4 protein-coding genes are annotated in these 24,922 nt (G+C 37.2%); 1 reads left to right on the forward strand and 3 read right to left on the reverse strand.

Annotation, left to right across the window (positions count from 1 at the left end):
* The first annotated feature begins 384 nt into the window (after window positions 1-384).
* On the forward strand, window positions 385-8,349 hold the full coding sequence (locus ACQ5J2_RS05185; protein ID WP_432672669.1) for a GEVED domain-containing protein: 7,965 nt from the start codon (window positions 385-387) through the stop codon (window positions 8,347-8,349).
* 1,119 nt (window positions 8,350-9,468) lie between these two features.
* Here the strand turns inward: ACQ5J2_RS05185 and ACQ5J2_RS05190 are convergent.
* From ACQ5J2_RS05190 to ACQ5J2_RS05200, 3 genes are all read right to left on the reverse strand, one after another.
* Complete coding sequence (locus ACQ5J2_RS05190) at window positions 9,469-14,130, reverse strand: choice-of-anchor L domain-containing protein (RefSeq protein ID WP_432672670.1); 4,662 nt, start codon at window positions 14,128-14,130, stop codon at window positions 9,469-9,471.
* A 154-nt stretch (window positions 14,131-14,284) separates the two neighbouring features.
* A complete protein-coding gene (locus ACQ5J2_RS05195; protein ID WP_432672671.1) occupies window positions 14,285-18,340 on the reverse strand; it encodes a DUF7619 domain-containing protein in 4,056 nt (1,351 codons plus the stop codon).
* 171 nt (window positions 18,341-18,511) lie between these two features.
* The gene (locus tag ACQ5J2_RS05200) at window positions 18,512-24,604 is read right to left on the reverse strand and encodes a DUF7619 domain-containing protein (RefSeq protein ID WP_432672672.1); all 6,093 of its coding nucleotides are present in this window, start codon (window positions 24,602-24,604) and stop codon (window positions 18,512-18,514) included.
* Between the last annotated feature and the right edge of the window lie 318 nt (window positions 24,605-24,922).

Here is a 24,922-nt window from a genome sequence, read left to right on the forward strand (position 1 = left end):
TTCAATCGCTGGTCGTGCTTATAGCTATATAAGAACCCTTAAACACGTAAAATACGGTACAAATTCTTTCTTAAATGAAATGTTGTTGCAGCAAAAAGCGAACATTTAGTGTAGTTTGACGTTAAAATAGAGCCGTTCAAAGAATATTTCTATTTTTAACACAAATCAGCAATTGTTTTGTTAAAAACATATCAATAATAAATTATGTTTGTAGTAGCTGAGACTATGCAATTCTTTTAGGGATATTTTTTTATTTATGTCATTGAAAAGTAGGTTGTGCTGTTTAAAGCGGTGTTTTTTGCATAAAAAATAAAAAGTTCCTCAATGTAGGAATTTGTTGCCTGATTAATAAAACCCAAATTCTGACCTTTAATAACCTAGTGTATGCAAACAACTTTACACAATGCTATAGCAGTTCGTTCTCTTGAACGTTGTTCGTTCTCTTTTTCTTCTTTTGTTTGGAAAAGTCTTCTTGTTTTATTTTTAGTTTCTAGTGGGGTGGTGTTTGGTCAGGCGACCTTGCCTGTAACCCGAACCATTTGGAACGGTAGTTCGCCAACAGGATGGGCCGATTCTCCATTGGACTCTTATACTGATGCTACTGCTTGTTCGGGTACTAACAGTGCTAAACTTGATACTACGGGTGATTCGAAAGTAGTTTATTTCGATAGCAGTCCAAGTGATTTGTCTTTTGTAGTCAAATCAACTGGAACAAGTAGTACATCCGTACTATTAGTGGAGCAATCTAGTAATGGGTCTTCTTATACTACTGTGGTGAGTTTAACGGGAGCTACAGGTTTGCCAAATTCGTGTTCGACAAAAGGACCCTACACACTAAATGCTGCAACTAGATATGTACGATGGACTTTCACGAAAGGCAATCATGATTTAGTATTTGACGATGTATCAATCAAAAACGAGTGGTCAGTTCCTGCTACGGGAAATACTTCTATTTCAACATGTGCAGGAAAATTATACGATAGTGGAGGAGTTTCTGGAAATTATGCAACTAATTCGAGTGGTTATACCATTATTAATCCAAGTATACCGGGAAATAAAGTACGTCTGTCAGGAACTATAACTGCAGAAGCAGGTTATGATTATTTAACCATTTATGACGGTAGTGGTACTGGTGGAACCGTATTATTTGGCGGAAGCAAGCATGGAACTGGTTTTAATTGTGATTCATTTATAGTACCTGTTGTAACTTCTACTACAGGAGCGCTTACTGTAAAATTCTTTTCCGACACTTCGACCAACTGTGCCGGTTTTGCATTAGATATTAGCTGTATTGCTCCATCGGCCAATCCCGTTTTAGCCATCACGGGAACAACAGCCCACGGAAATTCGTGCCCAACGGTTGCGGCAACTTCGCAAACCTATACCATAACCAATACGGGTGGTTCAATAGCAGCTGGTGTAACTGTGGTTTCCAATGATGCGCAATTTGTAGTAAGCGGTTTGTCCTCTACTACTATAGCTGCAAGTGGCGGAACAGCCACTTATACGGTAACTTTTACACCTACAACAGCAGGGGCAAAAACAGCCACTATCACAGTAGCAAGTACGACTTCTGGTAGTAATTCGCCTACGAGCGCTTTGACAGGAACAGGTCTTACATCGGTTACTGCTGTTGCTGTAACCGCTGCAGCAACCATTATCGCTGGGACTTCGGTTACTTTAAACGCTACAAGCGGCACTACATTTGGTGTGTGCCCGAATACCACTGAAAAGGGATTTGTTATTGCTCCAACAGCTTCAAGTCCGACTCCAATAGTCGGTGGTGCTGGGGTGACCAAAGAGATTGTAACGCCACTAGGTACTACAGGAGTGGCTTACACCAAAGCCATAACAGGTTTAACAGCTACAACAGGATACAGTTATCGGGCTTATTTGTATAACGGAAGTACGTACACGTATGGGAGTGTGGTTACTTTTACTACACTTACGCCACCGGCTAATGATTTATGTGCAGATGCAGTAGCATTGGTCTTAAATGCGGCTCCTGTTGGAGGAACTTTAGTAAGCAGTTCGTTTAGCACCAATACATTTACTTATAAAACAACGGGTAAAGATGTGTGGTATAAATACACAACTACTTGTGCAGGAAAATATACAATTACGACCACTTTTGCCAGTGGAAATGATATTGATGTGGATGTTTTTGCAGGGCCATGTCCTTCTTCAGGTACTGCCTTGTTTACTTCGCATTCTTCTTCGACAACGGAAAGTGTTTCAGCTACTTTAAGTGCTGCAACAACCTATTACATTCGTGTTATTGCTTACGATACTGCGGCAGAATCGGCTACTTTCACTATAGACGTCAATAACCAAATGACGGTTTTTACAAATCCAAGTAACCAATCCGTTAGCACGGGAAGTACGGCTACCTTTGCAAGTTCTATTCCGGCTAATGCTACTGCGTACCAGTGGCAAGTCAATACGGGTTCTGGATGGTCCAATGTTACTAATGGGACTGGTGGCACCACAAATTCATACACTACTATAGCCAGCACAATGGCTATGAGTGGCAACCAATACCGTGTGGTGATTAGCAATGGAACCTGCAACAGCGTTAATTCTTCGGCAGCTACGTTGACGGTCGCACCGTGTACGTCTGTTCCAACATCCAATGATGGTGCAGGTATAACGAATGTGGTAATTGGTGCTGCAAATTTTGCAGTAACGGATGTTTCTTATCTAAATTATACGACTTCGACTCCCGATTTGCAACAGGGTGAATTAGTTGTTGCCGCAATTACCTTTGCTACAGGATATACGTATGACACCCATATCTGGATTGATTATAACGACGATGGCGAATTTAATAATACAAATGAAAAAGTATTTACAGGCGTTTCATTGGCTACTAACCCAACGACTTTAACTACTAATTTTACAGTGGATGGTGCTGCTGCTTTAGGTACTCATAAAATGAGAATTGGTACAGCAGATAATGGACAGACCACTCCCAATCCTTGTTACAGCGGAACATTTGGAGTTACTATTGAAATGATGGTCACTATTGTTCCCGTTTGTGCACCTGCAACAAATCCAGTAGGCTCTATTTCGGGAACATTTACGGCATGTAATTCCACTTCGTTAACCTATTCTGGAGCGGATGCACCAAATGCCTATTGGCAATCTGCATCAACGGGTGTCAGCTTAGCTTTTCCTGCTAGCGTGTCTTTACCCGTTACTTCTTCAGGAACCTACTATGTTCGCACCTATAATGGTGATTGTTGGTCAACAGGTACAGTAAGTCAGGCAGTTGTTATTAATAAATCACCCAGTATTACCACACAGCCTACCAACAAAAGTGTTGTAGTAGGTGCTACAGCTACTTTTTCAGTGGTGGCAACAGGAACTACGCTTTCTTACCAATGGCAAACCAATGCAAGTGGCTCATGGGCCAATGTAACTACAGGAACGGGAGGTACAACAGCTTCCTATACGACGCCTGTTACTACCTTGTTAATGAACGATACGGGTTATAGGGTAGTGGTAACTAGTGCCGTTTGTGGTTCGTTAAATTCAGCAATTGCCAACTTAAGTGTTGCCAGTTGTATCCCTTCTTCGTCTAGTACTTCCGATTATATCAATGCATTCACCACAACGGGAGCTGTTGCAAATAGTAACTATTCCAGTACCAGTATAAATGCGGGTGGTTACGGAAATTTATACAACACCAATTCAATAACGCAAGTAGCGGGAGAGTTGATTGGTTTTTCTGAAACCTATGTAGGAGGAACGCACGGTTTTAATATTTGGGTGGATTATAATAAAGATGGTGATTTTGACGACGCAGGTGAAAAAGTGTACGCTTCTGGAACTATTGTAACTAGTGGTTTTACAGGGAGCTTTACTGTTCCGGCACTTACTAATCCTGGTAACTATAGAATGCGAATCAGAGCACAGTGGAACACCACAGATCCTGCAGTTTGTAGTGCGATAACTTATGGAGAAGCAATAGACTTTAAATTAATCGTTACAGCCAGTTGTGTGCAACCAGCCATAGCTACTACACCTACTAGTAATTCACCTCAATGTTTACCAACGGGTGTAACAGTTTCTAAAGTAGGAACTGCGCCAACAGGTGAAGTATGGTATTGGCAAACTACTGCTACAGGAACTGAGACAGCTGCTGTAAATGCTGCTGCGACTTATGTAGTTACTACTCCAGGAATTTCTACGCTATATTTAAGAGCACAAACAGTAAGCACAGCTTGTTGGAGTGCACCAACTGGTATTTCTGTAACTGTTAATGCAGCTACTGTTATTACAACACCGCCTTCAAGCATTATTGTTTATACAGGCAATACGGGTACTTTTAACGTTGCGGCAAATGGCGTAGGTTTGAGTTATCAATGGCAGATAAATACAGGGTCAATTTGGGCCAATACGGGAACAAATAGCGCTTCTCTAACCACCGCCGCTACTACGTTGGGTATGAATGGGTATCAATACCGTGTTACGGTTACAGGATTGTGTGGTACTGCTGTCGTTTCATCTATTGCAACTCTAACGGTTACTGATCCGCCTTGTTTTGAAGAATCGTATGTGAGCTTGACAGGAAGTGGTACAGCTTGGTCTGGGAATACCAATTTTACGACGAATGGAAATGCATTTGAACAAAATGGTGCATTACGAATAAGTAGAAATAATACGAACGGAAGCATTACGTCTAAAACAACTAGTGCTATATATGGTGTTTCGGGAAGTGTTACAATTAAGATGAAAGTAAAAGGATGGGTCGCAGGTACTTTTCCAATTAAAATATCTTTAGGAGCACAAAATACGACAGTCAACTTTGTTTCCGTAGGTGATTATAGCAGTACTTCTTATAGTACGGTTTTGCACACTTTTACAGGTGTAATAGCGGGTTCTTTATTGACAATCGAATCATTAGCCACCACTAATGCTGCCCGAAGATTTGTTGTAGGTGAAATAGAACTGTACTGTGGTGTGGTACCCGATAATAACTGTGTACCTTCCAACACCATAAGTAATACGGTTTTTATAAATAAAACAACTTTTTTAGGGACTCAAAATGATATTGAAAATACTTCTACCCATGTGGCAGAAGGGTATCAAGATTTTACTAATTTAAATACACATCCGAGTCAAATTCAAGGAGAGGGAATCAACATAAAGGTGAATGCCTCTAATACCGCATTCATTAAAGCGTGGATCGATACCAATAATGATGGTGATTTTGTAGATGGTGGAGAAACTATTTTTTCAACAGATGTTGGTCAATCAGCCACAACCTTTGGGTATCAAATCCCTATTGGTTTGCCTGCGGGAAATTATAGAATTAGGATAAGAGTTGAGAATTACGACGACGGGTATGGCAATTATAATTTCGGATCTTGTGACGACTTGACATCTGCGGGAGAAACAGAAGATTATATATTAACGGTAGTAGCACGCTGTGGGGTAGATGTTGCTACATTTAGCAATGGAGAGCGTTGTGGTACGGGTTCCGTTATTTTGCAAGCTTCTACAGTTTCATCGGGTGTTACCCAATTTAGATGGTACACCACAGCTGTGGGAGGGACTTATGAAGCAAGTACGGTTTCTAGCAATGCTACTGTTTATACTACACCTTCTATTTCAGAAACGACAACCTTTTACGTGGCTGTTTATAATGGTAGTTGTGAAACAGAAGTTCGAAAGAAAGTAATTGCTACGATTAAAGATATTCCGGTCATTAGTTTTACACCAGAAGCACCCGTGTCCTGTGGGGAATTTGAACCCATAGCACTTACGGCTCAAGAAGGATTAGAAACCGTATTTCTTTTGGATGAAAACTTTGAAGGCACCTCTTTTGCAGCCGCTCTTCTAGAAAATAACCTGTTGGTAGATAATGGTTCTTTGATTAATACAGTTTCCAACTGGGACGCTAAAACAAGTACTTTTATTCCACAAGACAGCCAGCTGTCCTGGTTGCCCGCTGTTTCATCTGGATTTGGTTCCAATAAATTTGCGTTCACAACTTCAGACGTAGGACAAGTAGCTACCGATGTATATTATACAATTGACAACGCCTTGCAAATGAAAAATGCGGTGAATACAACCGATTTTGAAACGCTTACCTTGAGTTATAGAATGTATTTTTCAAGGTATTTTTCTGCTGGAGTTGGTCCAAATGAAGAATACGTGTCCGTAGAAGTGTCAACAGATGGAGGTAGCCTATTTACTCCTCTTTTATCACCTGTTAAATACGTTTCTAGTCAAGGAAGTCCGGGTAATTTTGGCTTAAAAGTAATTGACATTAGTAGTTATAAAAACCAAACGAATTTAAAATTTAGAATTCGCTACCAAACCACTACATGGGCAGATGGAGTTGCCATTGATGATGTACAAATTTATGGTTCCAAAAAATTAACCGCTTCTTATTCTTGGTCGGGTACGGATATTAATGTGTTTACGGATGCAGCGTTGCAAAATCCTTATATTTCAGGCGATGCATTGGATAAAGTGTACATCGTTCCCAACTTGTCTTTATTGGAGGAAGCTAGTTTTAATATTGTTATTACTACCACTTTAATCAATGGCTGTCCGTTAGAGCAAACTATTCCTGTAACCAATAATGGAAAAGTGTGGAGCGGTACAACTGCTGCTTTTGAAACAGCAAGCAACTGGAAACCATCGGGAGTACCTACAAGCGTCAACTGTATTATTGTTCCAGATACCGGTATTCAGCCGATTATTCCAGCCGATTACCATGCCAATGTAAAAACGTTAAACGTTAAGAGCATGGGAATCGTAACCATACCAAGTGGAAGTAGTATTACGGTAGTTGATGAGGTTATTGTTTCTGATAACGATACCCCAAGTAATACAGCCGATGACGGCCAACTGCTTATTATGGACGGTGGTAGTTTGGTTCAAGTAACCAATGTGAATAATGCAACCACAAATAATAATACAGGTAAAATAGTAATGCAACGAATCACGCAACCCATGAATAAATACGATTATACGTATTGGAGTTCGCCCGTTGCTGGAACTACTTTATACAACTTATCCCCTGAAACTCATCCAAACAGATACTACTCTTACAATCCGAATGCTGTAGCGCCTGTACCTAATTGGACTGCAATAACAGGAGGTGCTGCAGTAATGGTTGCCGGAAAAGGTTATATTATTAGAGCTCCTAATACCTATGCGACTGATTCTTATACGGCTTATACTGGTAGTTTTAGCGGTGTACCTAATAACGGAACGGTAAGTATTGCTGTTAGCGGATCTGACACCGTTGACAAATATAACTTGCTAGGAAATCCGTATCCATCTGCTATTAGTGCAAGTGCGTTTGTACTTGCAAATGCGACCGGTTCTGATCCTGCAACGCAAGGAACACTTTATTTCTGGACGCATAACACACCGTTTTCATCCTCGTCCAACTATACCTATAGTGCCGGTGACTATGCGTCTTGGAACGGTACAGGACTAACAGCTACAAACAATGGAGGAGTGAGCGACAATGACAATCCACCAAATGATTTTATCGCTGCAGGTCAGGGTTTCTTTGTGCAAGGCAGTGACACTGGCGGAACTGCTGTTTTTAATAACAATATGAGAGCGAGCGGAAATAATATGAATTTTTATAGACCCAATGCGGCACAAAACTCGAATAACGTAAATGCATCTGCTACTGTTGAACCATTAGAAAGAAGTCGGGTATGGCTGAATTTACAAGGTGGCACTAATGGATTCAGTCAAACATTAGTAGGCTATATTGAGAATGCTACCAATGACTATGATACGCTTTTTGATGGACCTTCTTTTGGAGGAAATTCGGTAACTTTTTATTCGATCAACAATGCTAAAAACTTAGTAATTCAAGGACGTGCGTTACCGTTTTTGGACACCGATGAAGTGCCAATGGGATTCAAAACCACCCTTACGGGTAATTTGACGATTGGAATTGACCATGCAGATGGATTGTTTGAAAATCAGACCGTTTACTTGAAAGACAATGTGTTGGATGTAGTACATAACTTAACGAATTCCGATTATGTATTTGCTGCAGTACCAGGAACATTCAACGAACGTTTTGTGCTGCGTTACTTGCCTGCTGTTGATTTGGACAATCCAACCTTTGAAGAACAAATTAGCCATGTAACGATTCGTAAAAACGAGGCTACTTTACGTGTCCATTCCCCTTACGAAACAATTGATGCGGTCATGGTCTATGATATCATGGGTCGATTGGTTTTTGAAAAGAACGCCTGTAATACGACTACTTTTGAAGCAAGTAATATTGTGAATAGCGACCAAACCTTAATTGTGAAAGTGAAATTGAGCAATGGTGGGGTGGTTAGTAAGAAGGTGTTGTAAGTTGTAGGTTATGGGGTTGTGAGGTTAAAAGGTTATGGGTTGTAAAATCTAGGTTATGGGGTTATGGGTTAAAAGGTTATGGGTGATGGGTTGTAGGTTGTAAGATCTAGGTTATGGGGTTATGGGTTAAAAGGTTATGGGTGATGGGTTGTAGGTTGTAAGATTTAGGTTATGGGGTTATGGGTTAAAAGGTTATGGGTTATGGGTTGTAGGTTGTAAGATCTAGGTTATGGATTAAAAGGTTGTAGGTGCTAGGTTTTGAGCACGACTTATTATTTTTGTGAGTGATAGTCTTGAAAGTTATAATCTACAGCATACTTTTTACTGCATACAGTATACATCATACCGTATACATTTTACGGTTTTGAGCACAGCTTATTTTAATATAGAAAAGTCCTGGTATTCGTGAAAGCGTATCCTGAGACTTTTTTTGTTATTGATACATTCTTCAATATACTACCTACTACCTACAACCTGTAAAAATCTACAGCATACTTTTTACATCATACAATATAAATCATACAGTATACATTTTACGATTTTGACGACGACTTTTTTTATATGTTTTTAATGCCTCAAAGTCGGAAGTGTAGGATTGTTTATACGCTGTCTTAACCTCTTACGCTTTTTATCCTCCTGAACTCGTTTCAGGATTTTAATTTAAAGACTGACAACTGTAACTTCGTAACCTTTTAAAGTTGATGCGGAAATAACCCATCTTCTGGTGTCGTTCCAGCTCCGGATAATTCTCTACTGATATACGCGGACTTCGTACCCTTTATAAGTACAGTTGGATTGTCTATAATTGTCCGACTGCTGGATGTTGCACCATTGTCAGTCACTCACCAACCCGCTGGAAATCCATTAAGTACAGTTACAGCAGCTCCTTCAAAATTTTATGGAAACGGCGAATAGCCCATGGTACAGTAGAACAGTGTAAGTGCAATAACTAAAGCTTTCATCATTAATGGGGTAGTGCAATTGATTTGTGATTTTTACATTACCAAATATAGAGTGATTTTCAATTCGTTATACAAGATTAATAGAATTGCTTTAAAAAAATCCCGACTGCAAAAATTGCAATCGGGACTAGCATTAACCAATTAGATTTATAAACCTCTAATTTGCTATAAACTTACGAACTTGTTTTAAATTTGAATCCGTAGTGATTTCTATCATATAAACTCCTTTAGCTAAATTACCCACATTGATACTTGCTTGTTGGGCATTATTTCCAGAAATGGTTTTAATCGTTTTTCCTATCATGTCATAAACTACCATGCTTTTTAAACTTTCATTCGTGTTTTGAAGATTTATATGCAACATAGCATTTGTAGGATTTGGATACAGCAAGATATTATTAGTACTAAATGCATTTGTATTTAAATCTACTTCAAATCTTGATTCAAATGTATTAGTACTTATAGATGCATCGCCATCAAAATAAATTTCAGCAGTATTTGGAATCACATCATCCACTACAAAACCTGGCTTTACTTTTACTTTAAACGTTATGTATCCCCGACTAGAATTGTCATTAGCAAATTGGCTTGGCAAATAAATATAATCTAAATTCCATGACAACTGATTTCCTACTTGTTCCATTTTATAATTATGACTTGCACTAACCATTCTCACACTTGTTTCATCAAGTTGAGCATCTAAAACATCATCTACACGCAAGTTAATAGCATTTGTGGTTTTCAAATTTTGAAAACGAATGGTATAAAATAAATAATCGTCTTGAGTGAATGTTCCTATGTTTAAAATTTCGCCATGTGCTTCTGTTTTATCATTTGAACTTGTAATACTTCCAACAGTTTGCGTTATTTGAAACGAATTATCATTTATATTCGTGTCATTTACAGACGCAGCAATTGCAATACTACTTGATAATGCAATATCGTTATCTAAGAATGTTGTTGAAGTAGTATTATTTTGAGGACTTGGAGGAACATTTATCTGAATGTTAAATGAACGTGTTTCAAATGGAGCAAGATTTGCAAAATTGTATGTAAATCCTGTTGGTGTAATAATCGCTCCACTTTCTGAGCTAGAAATAGTAACAGATGTATCTTTCGTATAAATTATTGTACCTGATGCGGGACTATTTCCTAAATTTTGATACACAATTTTATTAGCATACGTACTTCCAGCAACGGGTTGACCAATAGGAATAATTGATACGGTAACATCACTAAAAGTTTGCACTTCAGTTATTGGGAAATATAAAGTTTGAGTACCACTTCCTACGGGAACTGTACTATTGCTAAAAGTAGTCGTTCCTGCTGAAAAATAAGCTGCAAATTCGGGTTGAATTACATAGCTAAAGTCATAACTATTTAATGGATTTGTATCATAAATAGTATGCATTCCGGTAGTAGAAGTAATTGCAATGTTCTCTCCAATATCATTTAATTGATATACAAAAGAACCGCTTGTGAAAATGCTTTCTGTGTCCTCTTTAATGCCATTATTATTGGAGTCAATAAACGAAACCAATTCAATTTTATCTAAACATTGAGGTGGTCCAGACGAGAAACTTCCTGCTTGAATAAACACTGCTGAATCATATGTAATTGATCCTCTATCTGCAATAACCATTTTAATGTGATAAGGATTATCTGGTATTACCGAAGAAGAAGCTGTCATTAAAGCAGTTTGTCCACTGAAATTGGTAGGAGAAAATATACCTAATCCTTCACTCAATACTTCGGAGTAAACAGCATCAAAAAACGCATTATTCATCGAGGGACATGATGAATTGTATTGATCACTTCTTATTGTAGTTACAGATATTGGAAGTAAAGTGCCTGGTACAATTGCTAAGTTTGTAGTGATGCCTGTTGTTAAATCTGTAAGCAGAAAAGCAAATGCATCTTGATCAAAACACTGGTACGTTCCATAGTCTTCAGATGCAAATAGGAAATTAAAACTCATAAATTCATTTTGACTTGTAAAATCAAACTCTAATTTAGTAGTGTTTCTAGAAATCAAAGGAATTCCAGTTGCCGCTAGCATTGCGGCATTTAAGTCGGCATCATTAGCATTACTCCATGCCATAGTATTTCCTTCAGATGAAGTCGACGGATTTGGTCCACCTGCATTTGCTGCATTTCCTGTACTCAAAACAATTCCTGAACTTATAGGGAAAAGTGGATTGTCATTTGTAAAGTAACCGATACCATTTACTGATCCAAAATTTGTGCCTGTACTTGAAGTTATGTTGGAAACTGAAATACAAGGGTCATTAATCAAAATATCCGATACTAATTCTTGCGGTGTAAATTGAGTTGTATTTGCGACCAGTGGTTCATCTTGATTTGTGATAATAAGTTTATACGCTGTATTTGATGGAGTAGAACTTGAAGTCCAAAATCTAATTTTATAGGTTTGACCTATAACCAAATCATTTATAGTATTCACTCCAACATCACTACAATAAACTTCTGTCAAATTATTGCAATCTCCTGAGTAAACGGAGAAACTTACAAAAAAAGGATAATTACTAGTCCAATTGAAATTAATAAAATGACGGGTTGCAGTAGCTATAAATGCATACCAAATATCATCATCTGCTTCTGGTTCACAATTATTTTGTTCACTCGATTGAGAAGCTCCTTTTACACTAGCTTCTATTACATTCAAATCTGAAATTGTACTCGTTGGAACCAATATGGCATTTGAACACTCATCATTAACAGCTAATGTAGTTGTTGCGACAGCTATAGTAAAACCAGCAAATTTGTTTGGGGCTAAACCTTCCGTAAAAACCCTAATTTTATACGTTTGTCCAATAGTTAATGTATTTAAAGGCATTGAGGAAATACCGCCACATTTTTTAAATGACAAATTGTTACAATCAGCACCTTCATAAGCTATGAATTTTAAATTATTCGTTATGGGAGTTACATTCGATAAAGTTATCGTATGAAACTTAGATGTCGCAACAAAACTAAACCAAACATCATCATCAGCAAGACCTCCACAAGTATTTTCAATATCCGAATTTGTAGCACCGAAAGTCGATGAGTTAACATAATATTCTACTTGATTGACAGCGTTAACTTGAAGTGTTGTTGCGTTATCACATTCGTCATTTGCAGGTTGTGGTATAGTTGTAATGCACACTTTAACTTCACCTGATACGGGTGCTACGTGATTTTGCGAATTTAATCTAATTATATACTCGTTTCCAATTACCAGATTATTATGAAATCCTTGTAGTCCTGGAACATAGGCTATACTTTGATTGGTGTCACACGCATCATTATTATAAAGTTGATAATTAGTTTCTAAAAACACGTCGTCTAGGTCTTCAAATTCTATCGCGTGCGTTTCTGAGGTTGCCACAAAACGATACCAAGTAGAATCATTAGGATTATAGAAAGGAGCTGTTTCAAAAAAACCAGCCTGCGTTATTCCTGTCGCGAAAACTTCGCAAGATTCTGTAGGATTCACTGGTACATCAATAGCGTTTATACACTCGCCGTTTGGTACAATTTCATGTGTTCTAACAGAAAGATCAAATAATGAGGGTATTTCTCCAGATGCTGATTTGACTCTAATTAGATAAGGATTCCCTACAATGAAATTATGATAGACAGTTCCTATAGAATTATATCCAATACCTGAATAGTTATAGAGTAAATCAGAATTGGCACAAATTGAATTTTCTTCCAATAGTTCAAATTGAAAAGTATTGATTAAGTTGTCAAAATAAATTAAATGCTGTGTTGAAGTTGCAATAAATCGATAAAAAACATCTCGATCCGTAGTGTCCGAATTTGATGCAGTAGCCCCTATTGTTGTTCCTGATATAAAAAAATTCTTTTGCAAATCTGGATTGGCAACTATTGTAATGGCATCTTCACAATCATCATTCACAAGGGGTTCAGTTGTATTAATTTGAATTTTAAAAGAAGAAAGAGAAGGACTATTAATCGTGTTCTTAAGGATTCTTAATGTATAGGTTGTCCCCACTGTTAGATTTTCTAAAACTCCTTCTAAACCGCAGGTTACCGGAGTTAAACTACTACAATCTACACCCGTAAACAACGAAAATGTTTTATTAATTTGACTATTATCCAAATCAAAAAAACGTATAACTTGAACTGAATTTGCGGCTGTAAAACGATACCATGTGTCATGTTCGCCATTAAAACAATTGGAGATATATGGAGAACCTGTAGCCCCTAAATCTGTAGTATTTAAAAATAAGTCAGTGCTTGAGCCCTCATTTACGGGAATGACTAAGGCAGTGGTACATTCATCATTTACAATTGGATTTGCATGAGAAATTGCAAGATCAAATGTAAACGTGGTAATTAAATTAGAATAATAAACACGCATCTTATATGTTTGACCGACCACCAAGTTATTTACAATATTTTGTTCACCGTAATAACAAGCAACAGGCGTCATGGTTGCACAATTGATTCCAGAAAAAACTTGATAACTCAAGGAATTTGCTGGAGTAGAATATGCTAAATTATAAAATTTAACAAATTGAACTGTTGAAGTCGCTACAAAACTGTACCAAACATCCACTTGATTTGGTACGGCACAACTTACCGGCACTGGTGAATAAGTAGCTCCAAGAGTAGTTCCAGACACAAAAGAAACAGTTTCTAAAGTTGGATTTACGGGAACAGAAATAGCATTTGAACATTCATCATTTTCCGGAGGCGTTAATAAAACGCTTGTAGAATGGGTTTTCGCATTTCCTATTTGCAAACCAATAAATAAACACAATAGAGAATAAAGTAATTGTCTTTTCATAAATTCTGGGATTATAAGTTGCCAAATATACACTACTTTTAAAGTTTTAGTATTAATTAATATGCTAAAATTAGTTCATTCAAATAGTTATAAAAAATCCCGACTGCAATACCTGCAATCGGGAATAGCATTAACCAATTAGATTTACAAACCTCTAATTTACTATAAACTTACGAACCTGCTTTAAATTAGAATCCGTCGTGATTTCTATCATATAAACACCTTTTGCTAAATCACCAACATTGATAGTTTCTTGTTGGGCATTATTTCCAGAAATGGTTTTAATCGTTTTTCCTATCATGTCATAAACTATAATGTTTTTTAGGCTTTCATTCGTGTTTTGAAGATTTATATGCAACATAGCATTTGTAGGATTTGGATACAACAATATATTCGTGCTAGTAAAACCTTTTATACTTAAACTCTCCATAAAGGTGGATTGAAATGTGTTGGTAATAATTGCAGGATTGGTATCGAAATAGATTTCAGCAAAGTTTGGAATTACATCTCCAACTGCGAAGCCGGGTTGTACTTTTACTTTGAACGTTAAATAACCGTTGCTTAATTCTTCGTTTTGAATAACACTTGGTAAGTTGATACTATTAAACTTCCAAACCAATTGATTTCCTACTCGTTCCAATAAATAGTTGTGACTTGCACTTACCATTCGAACGGTTTCTTCATCCAACTGAGCATCTAATACATCTTCAATTCTAATATTGATGGCATTTGTGGTTCCTGTGTTTTGAAAACGAATTGTGTAAAATAAGTAATCGTCTTGGGTGAAGGTTTCAAAATTTAATTTAGTTCCATGCGCTTCCATTTTATCGTTTGGATCGTATGAAGCGACCACTGTTTGTAAAATAGAAAATGAATTATTGTTGGTATTAATGTCATTTGCTGGAGCAGAAATCGCGACGCTACTAGACAGAACATCATCAATATTGACTACGGGAATCGAGGGAACGCTCATTTTTATATTGAAAGAACGGCTTTCAAATGGTGCTAAATTTACAAAGTCATAACTAAATCCAGTAGGGTTGATAGTCACGCCACTTTCTAAACTCGAAACCGTAACTGCCGGATCTTTTGTATAATTAATGGTTCCAGATGTAGGTGCTGTTCCTAAATTTTGGTACACAATTTTGTTGTTATAATCAAATCCAGCTACCGGTTGTCCTATTGGACTAATGGAAATTATTGCATCGTTATAGCCTTGTATTTGTGCAATTGGGAAATATAAAGTTTGTGTCCCACTTCCTGCCGGAATCGTAATGTTAGTATAAGCGGTAGTACCTGCTGAGAAATAAGTAGCATATTCTGGATGAATATCAAAGGTAAAATCATAACTATTTAGTGGGTTTTGGTCAAAAATAGTATAAACTCCAATAGGTGAAGACAAGTTATGTATTTCTCCGGTATCATTCAATTGGTATTGAAAAGCACCATACGTAAAGCTGGTTTCTGTTTCTTCTTTAATGCCGTTATTATTGGTGTCGTTAAATGCAATCAATTTTATTTTGTCGATACAACCATTATCCCCTGGATTGAAACTTCCGCCTTGTAGAAACACAGCAGAATCATAAGACATATCGCTATAATCAGCAATCACCATTTTTATGTGATATGAATTTCCCGGAATTACTGTGGACCCCGCTGTCATTGGTACTGTGATACCGTTTAAGTTTATAGGAGCTTCAATTGTAATTGGAGCTCCTATTACACCTGCTGGATTACCATAATAATTTCCAAAGTAAACAACATTACTTGATGGACAACTTGTATTGTACTGATTATCTCTGATGTTAAAAATAGTAACCGGAACATTAGTACCCGGAAGCACCGCTAAATTCATTGGTGGAGTTCCTGCTGTTAAATCAGTAAGTATAAAAGCAAATGCATCTGCAATACCACATTGAAATACACCATACTCTTCAGAAGCAAATAAGAAATTAAAACTAATTTGATTGTTCACGGCTACAAAATCAAATTCTAATTTTGTTGCATTAAATAAATTTCCAGTTACAGGTGGTGTTTGAGCTGCTAATATAGCCGACAAGTCGGCATCGCCTCCGGCTCCCCCACCAGAAATAGTACTAGTGTTTGGTCCTACAACCGAAGCTGCATTACCTGTTGAAAGTATAATTCCTTGCTCAAAAGGAAAATTAGAATTTCCTTTATTAAAATAACCAATTCCGTTAGAGGTCGGAGTTGTTCCTGTTGCCCAAGTAATATTAGCAATGGTACTACAGGCAGAGTTAATTAATACATCATTTACCAATTGAGGTACGGTATATTGTGTTGTATTGGCAATGATTGGTTGTGCCGGAGTTGTTACACAAATAGTAAATTGAATGTCTTGTGTTTGATTAGAACTCGACCAAACTCGTAATTTATAGGTTGTTCCTTGTATTAAATTTTGAATATAAGTTTGATTTGTACTACTACAAGAAATAAAAGTTAAACTTTCACAATCACCCGAATATAAAGAACTGTTCAAAGTCGTTGCAGTGCCCACAATATTTTGTAAGGTAATGATATGATTGGTCTTTGTTGCAACAAAACTATACCATACATCATCATCTTCCTCTCCTGCACAATTACTTGCCTCTGCAGAAGCAGTTGCTCCAGTAATTGAACCTGCTGTAGTCTGAACACAATTTAAATCAGAATTTATAATCAAAGGAATTGCATTGACACATTCATCGTTAGTGATGGGAATCGGTGTCGAAATACTGAGGTCAAATGTTGCTGATGAGCTTAAACTATTTGCGGATACATCCGCTCTAATTTTATACATTTGACCTACTACTAAGTTGGAAATTACTCTTGTATTTACATTTGTATTTACATTTGTAGTAGTACAAGAAAGAAACGTTAGGGTAGCACAATCAGCTGCAGAATATAATGCATATTTAATAGTTGCAGTAGGAGTAATCCCAACAATATTACTAAATTTGATTATATGTAATGTATTTGTAGCAACAAAACTAAACCAGACATCGTGGTTTCCAGCTGAACAAATAGAGTTTTCTGCCGAAGCAGTTGCGCCTAAGGTGCTTCCTGAAATTGTTTGAATAACCTCAGGCGTCGAATTAATTGGAACTAAAATCGCATTGGCGCACTCATCATTCAATGGTTTTGTTATAAATGCTGCTGGATTTAAGATAGTCCAAGTACTGATGTCACTCGCCGAACAAATGGTACGAACATAACACAAATATTTTGTACTTGGTGTTAAATCAGTTATTGATAAATTAGCATTGGTATTGACCAAATAATAATTATTCACTCCAATCATTAACGGTATTCCATTAACTGGTGCAGCACCTCCATCTTCTGTCACATAAACTTCCCACTGGCTTGCAGAACCTGCTTCTGTCCAGCTTAAAAGTGCTGAGGTTTGTGAAACATTATTTGCTAATAAATTGATTGGTTTAGGACAAGTGGGAGGAGTACAATTTACTAACGCACTCTCGGTAAACAAAACCGTCAAAGGTGTTCCTTCTCCAGGAAGTTTTGTATAAATTATATCATCAAAAGAATTTACGACCTTCACACCCATTCCTGCAGGAAAAGCACCTGCTTCACTCCAAAACAAATCAAATGGAGCGTTATTGCAGAGTTGTACGGTAATTGCATTAAGACCAAAAACGCCACCCGGAGATAATGTAGCTATTACAATCCCATTTTGACGAACTTGCATCCTACCACCGTTCCAATTATTGTTTGTTGTATTTGTAGGAAAAAATTTATAGGTACATTTATCAGTTGCCGCACATATTTCTGTGTTAAAAATAAAAGCTTGGGCCCAATTACTTTTTTCGCCTGCAGAACATACGGTTCGTAGATAACATATAAAAATAGAGCTTGGTGCTAAATCAGTAAATACTTTAGAAGCAACACTTCCTGTAACGGTATACATAATCGAGCCGTTTTCTAGCACAGGATTTGCTGATGGAACATCAACTGGAGGTACTTGCGTTGTAGTAGGGACCATCAAAATTTCCCAAGTAGTATCTGTAGATAACGCTTTTGTCCAGTTTAATTTGGCAGAAGTCATAGTAACTTCTGAAACGGTCACGTTGTAAGGAGCACCACAAGTGTAATACGTATTTTCAGGGAAAACAGGCTCCATAATACTATGGGCTTTTCCTATTTGAGCCCCAATAAACAGTAGCATTACTGCAAGAAGTAATTGTTTTTTCATAAATTTCGGATTGTAAAGTTCCAAATATAAATAAAACTTTGCTTTGTTTAACATTGACTCACAATAAATTACTTTTAAAATTACAGTTTTATTAACAATAGTTTCGAGATTAAAAAGTCCCGACTGCATTTGCAATCGGGACTATTAACAACCAATTAGATTTATAAACCTCTAATTTACTATAAACTTACGAACTTGTTTTAAATTCGAATCCGTAGTGATTTCTATCATATAAACTCCTTTAGCTAAATTACCCACATTGATACTTGCTTGTTGGGCATTATTTCCAGAAATGGTTTTAATCGTTTTTCCTATCATGTCATAAACTATAATGTTTTTTAGGCTTTCATTCGTGTTTTGAAGGTTTATATGCAACATAGCATTTGTAGGATTTGGATACAGCAAGATATTCGTGCTTGTAAATCCTTTTATACTTAAACTCTCCATAAAGGTGGATTGAAATGTATTGGTAATAATTGCAGGATTGGTGTCAAAATAAATTTCAGCAAAGTTTGGAATTACATCTCCAACTGCGAAGCCGGGTTGTACTTTTACTTTGAACGTTAAATAACCGTTGCTTAATTCTTCGTTTTGAATAACACTTGGCAAGTTGATACTGTTGAATTTCCAAACCAATTGATTTCCTACTCGTTCCAATAAATAGTTGTGACTCGCACTAACCATCCGAACGCTTTCTGAATCCAACTGAGCATCTAATACATCTTCAATTCTAATATTGATGGCATTTGTGGTTCCTGTGTTTTGAAAACGAATTGTGTAAAATAAGTAATCGTTTTGGGTGAAGGTTTCAAAATTTAATTTAGTTCCATGTGCTTCCATTTTATCGTTTGGATCGTACGAAGCAACCACTGTTTGCAAAATAGAAAATGAATTGTTGTTGGTATTAATGTCATTTGCTGGAGCAGAAATCGCGACGCTACTAGACAGAACATCATCAATGTTGACTACGGGAATTGAGGGAACGCTCATTTTTATATTGAAAGAACGGCTTTCAAAAGGTGCTAAATTCACAAAGTCATAACTAAATCCAGTAGGGTTAATGGTCACACCACTTTCTAAACTCGAAACCGTAACTGCCGGATCTTTTGTATAATTAATGGTTCCAGATGTAGGTGCTGTTCCTAAATTTTGGTACACAATTTTGTTGTTATAATCAAATCCAGCTACCGGTTGTCCTATTGGACTGATGGAAATTGTTGCATCGTTATAGCCTTGAATTTGTGCAATTGGGAAATACAAAGTCTGTGTTCCGCTTCCTGCCGGAATCGTAATGTTAGTATAAGCGGTAGTACCCGCTGAAAAATAAGTAGCATATTCTGGATGAATATCAAAGGTAAAATCATAACTATTTAGTGGGTTTTGGTCAAAAATAGTATACGCTCCAATTGGCGAAGATAAGTTATGAATTTCCGCAGTATCATTTAATTGGTATTTAAACAAACCGTAGGTAAAACTGGTTTCTGTTTCTTCTTTAATGCCATTGCTGTTCGTATCGTGAAATGCGATTAACTTAATTTTATCGGTACAATTGTCTTCTCCTGGATTGAAACTTCCACCTTCTAAGAAAACAGCAGAGTCATAAGCCGCGTCTAAATAATCGGCAATAACCATCTTAATGTGGTACGAATTTCCAGGAATTACGGTCGCTCCAGCCGTCATAGGGACGGTAATCCCATTAAAGTTTACCGGAGCTCCTAAAACTCCTGCTGGATTTGAATAATAGCTACCAAAGTAAGCTAAATTATTTGACGGACAATTTGTATTATAGAGTGTATCTCTAATATTTAATATAGATACCGGAACATTCGTGCCTGGAAGTACTGCTAAATTTGTTGGCAGCGTTCCGGCTGTTAAGTCAGTTAATATAAAAGCAAAGGCATCGCTGTATTGGCATTGAAACACACCGTATTCGTCAGAAGCAAATAAGAAATTAAAATTAATTTGATCCGTAACTGCTACAAAATCAAATTCCAATTTAGTAGCATTGTTTAAAGCTCCTGTTACCGGAGGTACTTGATTTGCTAAAATGGCTGATAAATCAGCATCACCACCAGCTCCTCCACCAGAAAGAATACTTGTATTTGGTCCTACAACCGCTGCCGCACTACCCGTTGATAAAATTATGCCTTGTTGAAATGGAAAAACAGAATTCCCTTTGTTAAAATACCCAATACCATTTGTTGCTTCAGTAGTTCCTGTTGCCCAAGTTATATTAGCAATTGTGCTACATGGAGAATTTATCAATACATCGTTTACCAATTGAGGTACGGTGTATTGCGTTGTATTGGCAATAATTGGTGGCGTTATGCTTGCGATACAAATATTAAATTGAATATCCACTAATATAGCTGTAGCAGACCAAACACGAATTGTATAAGTGGTTCCAATTACTAAGTTGTTTATAACTGTTTGGTCATTATTATTGCATGAGATGAATGTTAAATTTCCACAATCATTCCCCGAATATAATGCACTATTTAAATCCGTTGCTGTTCCAACAATATCTGAAATTGTAACAACATGACTTTGTGAAGTTGCCACAAAACTAAACCAAACATCATCATCTATACTGCTTGAACAAGTAATAAGTTCTGGAGAAGCTGTTGCTCCAGTGATTGAACCTGATGTAACTTGAATGCAATCTAATCCTTCATTTACAGGTAAAGGAATAGCAGTAACACATTCGTCATTTGTAATAGGAAGAGGCGTTGTGATACCTACTTCAAATGTTGCAAATTGAGTTGGATTATTTCCATTGGTATAAATTCGGATTTTATAGGTTTGGCCAACAGTCAAGCCTCCTATTAAATTGCCTCCTAAATTTGTGGGACTGCAATATATTTCGGTCGTCGTTGCGCAATCAGCACCTGAATATACTGCAAATCTTAAACTTGTTGTCGTTCCAGCTGTATTGAGCAGGTTTACTATATGAATAGTATTTGTAGCCATAAAATTAAACCACACATCATCGTTTTCATTTCCAGGACACGTTGAAATCTCGCTTGAAGCCGTTCCTCCTAAAGTAGTTCCCGCTACTGTTTGAGTCATATCTGGCGTTGGGTTTACAGGTACGTTAATTGATGTAGCACACTCATCATTAGATGGTTTAGTAATAAATGAAATTGGATTCAAAATGGTCCAATTACCGATATCTGTTGACGAACAAATTGCTCGAACATAATAAGTGTAATTAGTACTTGAAGTTAAACCATTTACGGTGAAATTTGTATTTGAAGTTGCTAAATAAAACCCTACAACTCCTGTATTTAAAGGCGTTCCATTAACTGGTTGAGGCATTCCCGCTTCAGCAACATACACTTCCCATTGTGTGGCACTTCCTGTTTCTGTCCAACTTAATTGAGCGGTAGTTTGTGAGGCTGTTGCCAATAAATTGGATGGCTTAGGGCATGTTGGAGGAGCACAATTTCCTAAATCTGTATCCGAATATAATATTGTAAGTGGAGTTCCTTGTCCCGCTAATTTAGTAAAAATGATATCATTGTTTGCATCTATAATTGAAACTCCAATTTCTTGCGGTAAATCTCCTGCTTGATTCCAATATAAATCAAAAGGAACATTATTACAAATAGCAACCGCAATTCCATTAGCGTTATTGATTCCTCCCGTACCTAAGGTAGCTACAACGATTCCGTTTTGACGCACTTGCATCCTACCCGAATTCCAATTGTTATTGGATGCATTAGTTAGTAAAAATTTATAAGTACAGGTATCTGCCGTGTTACAAACTGTTGTATTAAATATAAATGGTCCCGTCCAAGCGCTTTTATCGATTTCTGGTTGACAAACTGAACGAACATAATAATAATAAATAGTGGCAGGTTGTAACGTAGGCGTTGTAGTTGTAGCTCCAGTAAGATTTTGAATAAAGATATCATTTATTCCAGCAATTGGATTTGCTAGAGGAGCTGCCGGTTCTACACCATTTGTTGCAGCCAATACCAAAACTTCCCATTGAGTTGCCGATGCAGCTTCTGACCATCCTAATACTGCCGAATTCATTCCAATTCCTGTTACTGTTTGGTCTATCGGTTGAGGACAAGATATTTCTGTTTTAAAGGTTTGCACCCCAGACCATGGCGAATCGTTTGGTTCGCATTGTACCCTTACATACACATCATAAAAAGTATCTGATAATAAAGTACCGTCAGGTATACTATAGGAAAATGGTGCTGAACTTCCGGTCATACCCGAATAAGTAGGCATTGTTGAAGCAGTAGGTTGTGGAGCACCTGAGGCAACAATGTAAACATCAAAACCTTGATTCTCTGTTGCTGTTGCATCCCAATTGATTGTTGCACCACTAAAAGTAATTGCACTTGCAGTAACATTGTTTGGTGCTAGGTTGCATGCGGCAACATTACAATCCATAACACCATTGTATATTGAAGTATATGGTAATACAGCATTCCCGTTAATTGTTGCAATGGTTTGTCCAAATGAATTTATAACCGATAAGTCGCATTGTAGTGGTTGCGATCCCGCTATACTCCAATAAACATCGAAAGGCTCATTGTTACAAAGACTTACTGCAATATCGACAGGTCCGGCTCCAGCATTATAGGTTTCACCAATGGTTTGAAGTACCGCTCCGTTTTGACGAATTTGCATTCGTGCACCGTTCCAACCGTTATTAGCGGTGTCGGTCATTCTGAATGTATAGGTACATTGATTGGCTGGATTACAAAGTAGTGTACTAAAAGTTACGGGGCCTACCCAAGAACTAAAAACTCCTGAGGTGCATTCTGACCGAACCCAATATTGGTAACCCGTGCCTCCGTTTAAATCATTTACAGCTAAAGTAGGCGTTGCTGAAGTATATTGTCCCGGACCTGTTGGCATGGAACTTCCTTGAGACTGTACAGCAATTTCATAACCTAACACTGTTTCAGTAGGTACATTCCAAGCTAAATCAGCTCCTGTTGCAGTTGCATTTGAAACAGTTAAATTTGTTGGTTTAGGTGCACAAGGCTCTTCCTTAATGGTTAAATCATAAGCGATTGATGTTAAATTAGAAGAAATCACAACAATATAAGTGGTTCCAGCGGTAACATAGTAATCTATAATTCTGGGGTTTGCATTGGTGTTACCCATAGCAGCCAAACAAGGTCCTGTTGTTCCTGAACAACTTGGATAAATAAATAGCGACGATTTCGTTTGAGTAGGATCTAATGTAAAACTCAGCATCGTACTTTCAGTTGCGGTATAGCTGTAAAAAACATCTTTTCCCGACTGGTAGTTTGTAGTTCCAGAAATACAACTTGACACTTGTGGTCCTGGCAAATTATTAGCATAATTTCCTGTAAAATCAGTGGTTTGATAAGGTAAATTAGAAACCACTATTGGGTTTGCACATTCAGAACCTGTTTGATATGTACAAAAATTATAGGGTCCTGTCCACGTGCTGAAATTTCCATTTCCACAATTGGTGCGTACATAAAATTTATAGCAAGCTCCGGGTGTTAATCCAGTCACTAAAAGCGAATTCGTTTCTGTAGTATGTGTTGCTATTCCAGCGGCAGTTTCATTAGCAAGTATAAGTTCCACCTCGTTGTTATTCGACCCAGCACCATTTGACCAAAATAAATTAGCACTTGTGGACGTAATACTAGCCGTACTTATACTAAAGGGATTCAAACATTGTGCTGTCACATTGATGTCGTCAATAAGCCATCTGTCGCCTCCTTGAACAGCAGTTGGTTGCGTGTAAATACGCACAAATGCGATGTATTGGCTAGTCCCAAAGAGGGCAGTCGGGAAATTAACTACTTTTTCCTCTGCCACATTATATACTACATTCAGCTGACTTTCTGTCCATTGTTGCAAAATCGAATAGGAAGATAAAGCATTTTGTGAGTTTCCCGAATAAATCCTGATTTGATACAGCGTGCCATCATCTCCTGGAAGTGTTTGCTTTGTATTAAATTTCAGTTGACCATTAGATGGAATTAAAGTTACTGGCGAAATCAACCAATCTTCGGAAGTGTTTCCAGCACCTATTTCGTGACGGTTCATCAAAGCAGATTTAGTTCCGTTGATAACCACCGAAGGACTATTAGTAATAGACCAGTTGGCAGCTGTTCCCACACCGTTATCGGTAACTAACCAACCTGCAGGAAATCCATTTGGGACCGTTATTGCTGTATTTTCAAAATCTTGAGGAAATTGTGCATACCCCAACAAACAGTAAAAAGTGGTGAGTATTAAAAGTAAAGTTTTCTTCATAAATGAGGTATTACAGGTTATTTGTACTTATTCGGTTCCCAAATATACAATGATTTTCAATTCGTTATACAAAACCACCACCAATTAGATTAAAAAAAAACAAAATTCGCAATCCCAGTGATTATTCAACAAAAAAAATCCCGATAGCAGAATTGCAATCGGGATTAGCATTAACCTAAAAACACAGATAAATTTAAACATTATTTTAACACAAAATCAATTTTGCAGTAGAATATAGTGCTGAGTCCGTTTTAAAAATCATTTTAGCATTCGCTTAAATTAGTATTGCACCTGCAAAAACTATTCTAGCAGTCGCAT

Source organism: Flavobacterium sp. SM2513 (assembly GCF_050908145.1).
Taxonomy (GTDB): domain Bacteria; phylum Bacteroidota; class Bacteroidia; order Flavobacteriales; family Flavobacteriaceae; genus Flavobacterium.